This window comes from Cupriavidus sp. FW306-01-F10A (assembly GCF_058782785.1).
Genome location: NZ_JBYSYA010000018.1, coordinates 117,011 through 123,343 on the forward strand (window position 1 = coordinate 117,011; position 6,333 = coordinate 123,343).

8 protein-coding genes are annotated in these 6,333 nt (G+C 68.1%); 1 reads left to right on the top strand and 7 read right to left on the bottom strand.

All coding sequences use genetic code 11. The features are described 5' to 3' along the window. Positions 1-74: 74 nt before the first annotated feature. From AC3WLF_RS23235 to AC3WLF_RS23265, 7 genes are all read right to left on the bottom strand, one after another. On the bottom strand, positions 75-407 hold the full coding sequence (locus AC3WLF_RS23235; protein WP_492293462.1) for an STAS domain-containing protein: 333 nt from the start codon (positions 405-407) through the stop codon (positions 75-77). A gap of 114 nt (positions 408-521) precedes the next feature. Beyond that, positions 522-1,151 (bottom strand): MlaC/ttg2D family ABC transporter substrate-binding protein, encoded by a 630-nt coding sequence (locus AC3WLF_RS23240; RefSeq protein WP_492320412.1) that lies wholly within the window; start codon positions 1,149-1,151, stop codon positions 522-524. 212 nt (positions 1,152-1,363) lie between these two features. After that, the gene (locus AC3WLF_RS23245; protein WP_492320413.1) at positions 1,364-2,347 is read right to left on the bottom strand and encodes an MlaA family lipoprotein; all 984 of its coding nucleotides are present in this window, start codon (positions 2,345-2,347) and stop codon (positions 1,364-1,366) included. Next, positions 2,344-2,856 carry an outer membrane lipid asymmetry maintenance protein MlaD gene (gene mlaD / locus AC3WLF_RS23250; RefSeq protein ID WP_492320414.1) on the bottom strand — a complete coding sequence of 171 codons (513 nt, stop codon included), beginning with the start codon at positions 2,854-2,856 and terminating at the stop codon, positions 2,344-2,346. Before mlaD ends, AC3WLF_RS23245 begins: the two co-directional genes overlap by 4 nt. A gap of 63 nt (positions 2,857-2,919) precedes the next feature. Then, positions 2,920-3,699 (bottom strand): lipid asymmetry maintenance ABC transporter permease subunit MlaE, encoded by a 780-nt coding sequence (gene mlaE / locus AC3WLF_RS23255; RefSeq protein WP_492320415.1) that lies wholly within the window; start codon positions 3,697-3,699, stop codon positions 2,920-2,922. Further along, a complete protein-coding gene (locus AC3WLF_RS23260) occupies positions 3,696-4,514 on the bottom strand; it encodes an ABC transporter ATP-binding protein (RefSeq protein WP_492320416.1) in 819 nt (272 codons plus the stop codon). Before AC3WLF_RS23260 ends, mlaE begins: the two co-directional genes overlap by 4 nt. 143 nt (positions 4,515-4,657) lie before the next feature. Further along, complete coding sequence (locus tag AC3WLF_RS23265) at positions 4,658-5,746, bottom strand: Bug family tripartite tricarboxylate transporter substrate binding protein (protein ID WP_492320417.1); 1,089 nt, start codon at positions 5,744-5,746, stop codon at positions 4,658-4,660. A gap of 225 nt (positions 5,747-5,971) precedes the next feature. Between AC3WLF_RS23265 and AC3WLF_RS23270 the strand changes: the two genes are divergently transcribed. After that, on the top strand, positions 5,972-6,333 hold a 362-nt coding region (locus AC3WLF_RS23270; RefSeq protein WP_492358894.1), incomplete at its 3' end, for a GNAT family N-acetyltransferase.

Genomic DNA, 6,333 nt, shown 5'->3' on the forward strand with positions numbered 1-6,333 from the left:
GGGCTCGGCGACCGCGCAGGGCCGTCGCCGCGGCATCGCGGGCGGCCGCCGTGCTGGCGACCGGCGATGCCGGATCAATGTCGGTGGTGGTGCCCCTGCGCTGCGGCCGCGGGGGCCAGGCCCAGCAGACCGTCCACGCCGTACAGGCTGGCCAGTTGCGACAGCTGCGGCGGCACGCCGCGCAGCGACAGCGCCTGGTTGCGCGCGGCGGCGGCGCGGTTCCATGCCAGCAGCACGGCGACCGCGGAGGAATCCACCTGCGCCAGGCCGGTGCAGTCGACCTGCACCTCGCCCTGCGCCAGGCGCGCCAGCCCGTCACGCAGCACGGCGGCGGCGTTCTGGTTGGTCAGCGAGGTACCTAGCGAGAGCATGGATGCGTGGCCTGGGGATCGGTAGCTTGAATACAGTGGCAAAAACGACGACTCCCGCACGTCGGGCGGGAGTCTGTGCCGCGAGCGGCCATTGTAGAGCAGATCGGTGCGCCGTGCTGCATTGCAGCGGCGCACCGTTGGGCAGGCGCCTCAGCTCTTGGCGCTGGCCAGCTGGCGGTTGCGGTCCTGCAGCGTTTTGATCACGCCCTCGACGCCCTGCTGGCCGACGATGGTATTGAAGCTGCCCTTGTAGGCTTCGGTCAGCCAGGCGCCCAGCACGTTGATGTCATAGACCTTCCAGCCCTGGGCGGTCTTTTCCAGGCGGTAGTCCATCTGGATCGGCTCGCCCTTGTTGACGACCTGGGTGCGGATGGTGGCATCGGTATCGTCAGCCGTGCCGCGGTACGGGCGGTACTGCACGGTCTGGTCGCGGATCTGGGCAATGGCGCCGGCATAGGTGCGGATCAGCAGGGTCTTGAATTCCTCGGTGATCTGCTTCTGCTGCTCGGGCGTGGCCTTGGACCAGTTGCGGCCCATGGCGATCTGCGTGGTCTTCTGGAAGTTGGCGTTGGGGATGATCTTCTGTTCGACCAGCGCGGTGATCTTGGCGATATTGCCGGCCTGCATGTCCTTGTCGGCCCTGACGGTGGTCATCACGTCGTTGACCACGGCCTTGACCAGCCCATCCGGGGTGGCCGCGTCCTGGGCCGCCACCTGGGCATGCGCCGTGCCTGCGAAGGCAACTACCGTAAGGAAGGGGACCAACAGTCGCTTTATCATGGATTTTCCTTCTTTATCAAAGACGTTCTTCGCCGAGGGCGAACTGGCCAGGCGCCAGGCTGGCGCGCGGCCTTGCGGAGATTGGAACATAAGCGCGGGGCGGTGGTTGCACCAGCAAGCGCCTTTCCCGCTACTTACAAACAAATTGTTTCAGCCCTCACAGGGCATTCACAGCCTGGCGCGGACCCTGGAGCCGCCCGCGCCGCGCAGGGTCAGCGGATACGCACCCCCGGCATGATCCGCTGCATCGGATCCATGGGCGGTATCGGCAAGCTCTGGCTCTCAGGCTGCAGGTCGCCCGAGGGCGTCTGCGCAGGCTGCGCCGGGGTGGCGGCCGGGGCCGAGGCGTCGGCCGGCGGCGCGGCGGGCGCCTGTGCTGCAGGCTGCGACGGCGCAGCCGGCGTGGCGGGCGTCGCGGGCGTTTCACCTTCGGTCCCGGCAGGGGCTTCAGGGCGCGCCGCCGGGGTCTCCGGGGCGCTGTCTGCATCTTCGTCGCCGTCAGGCGGGTTGCCGTCGTAGACCAGGTACTGGCGCCGCTGCAGGTAGGAATCGCGCAGGAACGAGTACTTGTCCAGCGCCGCCTGCTCCAGCAGGTTGCTGGCGCCGAGCAGCTGCGCCCGGCCGGCAACGATGCGCACGCCGGTCAGCGAATTGCGCAGCGATACCGGATAGAGATAGGCCGACGGGTCGAAACTGCGGTCCACCAGCATGCCGCCGGTGTCGCGCACGGTGCTCGGCCCGAACAGCGGCAGCACCAGGTACGGCCCGGGCGGCACGCCCCACACGCCCAGCGTCTGGCCGAAGTCTTCCTTGTACTTGGGCAGGCCGGCCGGGGTGGCGATGTCGATCAGGCCGCCGATCCCCAGCACGGTGTTCATGGCCACCCGCATGGTGTCCTCGGCGGCGCGGGTGGGCTTGCCCTGCAGCAGGTTGTTCGCCGCCGAGTAGACATCGCTCACGTTGGAGAAGAAGTTCTCCACCGCGCGCTGCACCGGCGTGGGCATGTAGTCGGCATAGACCTGGGCCACCGGGCGCAGGATGCCCTTGTCGAAGTCTTCGTTGATCTTCGAGATTTCGCGATTGAACGGCTCAAGCGGGTCTTTCGGATTGGCGGTGGGGCCCGTGGCGCAACCGGCGAGCACGGCCGCGGCAGCGACTGCGGCCAGGCCCTTGCAGAACGATGGCGCAACGCTCATTTGAGGTCCCCTGCCGGCGCCGGCGCGCTGGCACCGGCCGGCGCACCGCCGCCGGCATCTGCCGCCTTGTTGTACAGGAACTGTCCGATCAGGTTTTCCAGCACCACGGCCGACTGCGTCATGGTGATGCGCGCGCCTTCGGCCAGCATGGCGGCGTCGCCGCCGGCTTCAAGGCCGATGTACTGCTCGCCGAGCAATCCGGATGTCAGGATCTTGGCCGAGGTGTCCTTGGGGAACTGGTAGCGCTTCTCCAGGCTCATCTCGACGGTGGCCTGGTAGGTCTTGTCGTCGAAGCGGATCGCCGCCACGCGGCCGACCACCACGCCCGCGCTCTTGACCGGCGCGCGCGGCTTGAGCCCGCCGATGTTGTCAAAGCGCGCCTGCACGCTGTAGGTGTCCTGGAAGGAAAAGGCGCTCATGTTCCCCGCCTTGAGGGCCAGGAACAGCACGGCGACGAACCCCGCCGCCACGAACAGCCCCACCCAGAAATCGAGTGCGTTCTTTTTCATTGGAATCTCTTTCTTCAACCCCGTAGTGTTCTTGTCGCTGTCTTGTCGTTGGTATGGCCCGCGTCAGTTGCTGAACATTAGCGCGGTCAGCAGGAAATCCAGCCCCAGCACGGCCAGCGACGCAATCACCACGGTGCGGGTGGTCGCGCGCGAGACGCCTTCCGGCGTGGGCTTGGCCTCGAAGCCCTGGTACAGGGCAATAAACGTCACGGCAATGCCAAAGATAAAGCTCTTGATCACGCCATTGAGCACGTCGGCGCGCACATCGACGCCGCCCTGCATCTGCGACCAGAAGGCGCCGGCGTCAACGCCGATCAACTGCACGCCCACCACGTAGCCGCCCAGGATGCCGACCGCGCTGAAGATCGCCGCCAGCACCGGCATGGCGATCACGCCTGCCCAGAAGCGCGGCGCGATCACGCGCTGCAGCGGGTTCACCGCCATCATTTCCATGGCCGTCAGCTGCTCGCCCGCCTTCATCAGGCCGATCTCGGCAGTCAGCGAGGTGCCGGCGCGGCCGGCGAACAGCAGCGCGGTCACCACCGGGCCCAGCTCGCGCACCAGCGACAACGCCACCAGCAGCCCAAGCGCCTGCTCGGACCCGTAGCGGTTCAGCGTGTAGTAGCCCTGCAGGCCAAGCACGAAGCCGACGAACAGGCCCGACACCGCGATGATCACCAGCGACAGGTTGCCGACAAAGAAGACCTGGTCGGTCACCAGGCGGAAGCGGCGCAGCAGCGTCGGCGACAGGCCCAGCAGCGTCAGGAACATGCGCGTGGCGCGGCCCAGCCCCGACACGCTGCGGCGCACGGCCGCGCCGATGGTGGTAAAGAAGTCCGTCACCGCGCTCCTCCGGCGAAATCCTCGGCCAGCGAAGGTCCGGCGTAGTGGAACGGCACCGGGCCGTCGGCCTCGGCATGGACGAACTGGTGCACGAACGGGTCGGTGGAGGCACGCAGCGCCTCGGGCTCGCCCTGCGCGACGATGCGGCCGTCGGCAATGAAATAGACGTAGTCGGCGATCTGGAAGGTCTCGTGCACGTCGTGCGAGACGATGATCGTGGTGGCGCCCAGCGCGTCGTTCAGGCTGCGGATCAGGCGCGCGGTCAGTCCGAGCGAGATCGGGTCCAGCCCGGCAAAGGGCTCGTCATACATCAGCAGCGCCGGGTCCAGCGCAATCGCGCGCGCCAGCGCCACGCGCCGCGCCATGCCGCCCGAGATCTGCGCCGGCATCAGGTCGCGCGCGCCGCGCAGGCCGACCGCGTTGAGCTTCATCAGCACCAGATCGCGGATCATCGAGTCGGGCAGGTCGGTGTGCTCGCGCAGCGGGAACGCCACATTGTCGAACACCGACAGATCGGTAAACAGTGCGCCGAACTGGAACAGCATGCCCATCTGGCGGCGCACCGTGTACAGGCCGCGGGTATCCAGCGTGTGGATATCGGTGCCGGCAAAGCTGACCGTGCCTGCCTGCGGACGGACCTGGCCGCCGATCAGCCGCAGCACCGTGGTCTTGCCGCAACCCGAGCCGCCCATCACCGCAATCACCTTGCCACGCGGGAATTGCATGGTCAGGCCGGACAGGATCGGCTTGCCGTGGTCCGCATAGGCGAAGTCCACCGCAGTCAGTTCGACGAGGTTTTGAGCAGAATCGGTCACGTTGGCACCGGTCAGGACAGTCGCGCATTATAAGGTGTACTACCTAGCCCTGCTGGCGCCCGTGTGCCCCGCGCCACATGCCCCCGTCGGGGGAGCCTCCCAGACTTGCCCTAGCCCCCCAAACCTGCCCATCCCTTTGCTGCTCAAGGCTCCTGTATCGGCGAGACGTCCTTCAGGATCACCTGCCATTGGATAGATTCCGAGCGGATCGCGGTGGCAAACGCCTCCGGCGAATCGCGCAGCGGCGTGACCCCCGCCGCCTGCAGGCGCGAACGCACCTCGCGCTCGGACATGACCGCGTCGAGCTCGACCGCCAGCCTGGCGACGATCGCGCGCGGGGTCTTGGCCGGCGCCATCACGCCAAACCAGGCGGCCGCGGCATAGCCTTCCAGCCCCGACTCCTGCAACGTCGGCACCAGCGGCGCCAGCGGCGAGCGGGCCACGCCCGTCACCCCGAGCAGGCGCAGCCCGCCGCTCCTGACCTGGCCCTGGACCGCGGCAAACGAACAGAAACAGGCACTGACGCGGCCGGCCAGCATCTCCTGGACCACGGCGGCCTCACCCTTGGCGGTGACCAGCGGCACGCCGCTGCGGATGCCGCGCACGGCGTACTCGGCGTACAGGTGGGAGGGGCTGCCCGGCTGGCCGTAGCCATAGCTGTAGGAGCCCGGGTTCGACCTGACCGCGGTCATCCATTGCTCCGGCGTGCGCATGGGCAGCCGGGCATCGATCACCAGGAACAGCGGCGTGGTGGCCACGCGCGCAACCGGCGTGAAATCGCGCACGACGTCGTACGGCACCGGCTCCAGTCCGGGCTGGATCAGCATATTGGCCTGGTGCAACAACAGGGTGTGGCCATCGGAGCTGGCCTTGGCGACCACGTCGCCGGCGATGGTGCCGGCGGCGCCAGGCCGGTTGTCGACCTCCACCGGCACGCCCAGCCGCACGGAGAGGCGCTCGGCCAGCATGCGCGCCACCGCATCGGCAACGCCGCCGGCCGGGAATGGCACGATCAGGCGCATCGGGCGGTCGGGGAACGACATGCTGCGGGCGAGCTGCTGGGTCCCCGCATGCGCCGGCATGGCTGGCACCGCAAGCGCCAGCGTGGCACACCCCAGGGCATACAGGCACAGGAAAGACCGGAGCCAGCGCCGGACGGCGCCCAGTGGGGGGCGCGGCGCGAACTTCGCTTTACCTCGCCAAAGCCGCGACAAATTGCGCACTTCGGGCATCAATTTCCTCCGGCCGGTCCCCTGAGGAGGCGGCAAGCTGGTTCTGGGGAAAAAGGATTTGCGAGGCAGTTTCCGTTAGTTGTTTTTTGAAAATTGTAAGGACATTGCTCAGGGCACCACAGGCACGTAAACCATAGCCGGGAGAACCCTGAAGGCCCCGCCAGGCCTTGCCAAACGCGCCATGGCGGGCATGGATGCACGGACCTCGCCGGCTATAATCGGCCGATGACGATTTTCACCGTGCGGCCGATGGTCACAGCCGACCTGCCGGCCGTGCTGGCGGTACAAGCCAGCTGCTATACCGAAGTCCTGCTGGAGAGCCAGGCCGCGCTGGCAAGCCGGCTGGCGCTGTCCCCCGCCACCTGCTGGGTCGCGGACGATCCCGGACATCCCGGCGCGCTCGCCGCCTACCTCTTTACCCACGCCTGGCCCGAAGCCACCCTGCCGCCGCTGGACGGCCTGCTCGACCATGGCTGGCGCCATGGCGCCGGGCCGGACGCCCTCACCTGGTTCGTGCACGACATGGCGGTGGCGCCCGCCGGACGCGGCGCGGGCCTGGCGCCGCGCCTGTACGCCGCGGCACAGGC

Bases quoted from the DNA above. Each gene is read 5' to 3' on its own strand.
- AC3WLF_RS23265 (WP_492320417.1), bottom strand. From the start codon at position 5,746: ATGCCCGAAGTGCGCAATTTGTCGCGGCTTTGGCGAGGTAAAGCGAAG.
- mlaD (WP_492320414.1), bottom strand. From the start codon at position 2,856: ATGAAAAAGAACGCACTCGATTTCTGGGTGGGGCTGTTCGTGGCGGCG.
- AC3WLF_RS23245 (WP_492320413.1), bottom strand. From the start codon at position 2,347: ATGAGCGTTGCGCCATCGTTCTGCAAGGGCCTGGCCGCAGTCGCTGCC.
- AC3WLF_RS23240 (WP_492320412.1), bottom strand. From the start codon at position 1,151: ATGATAAAGCGACTGTTGGTCCCCTTCCTTACGGTAGTTGCCTTCGCA.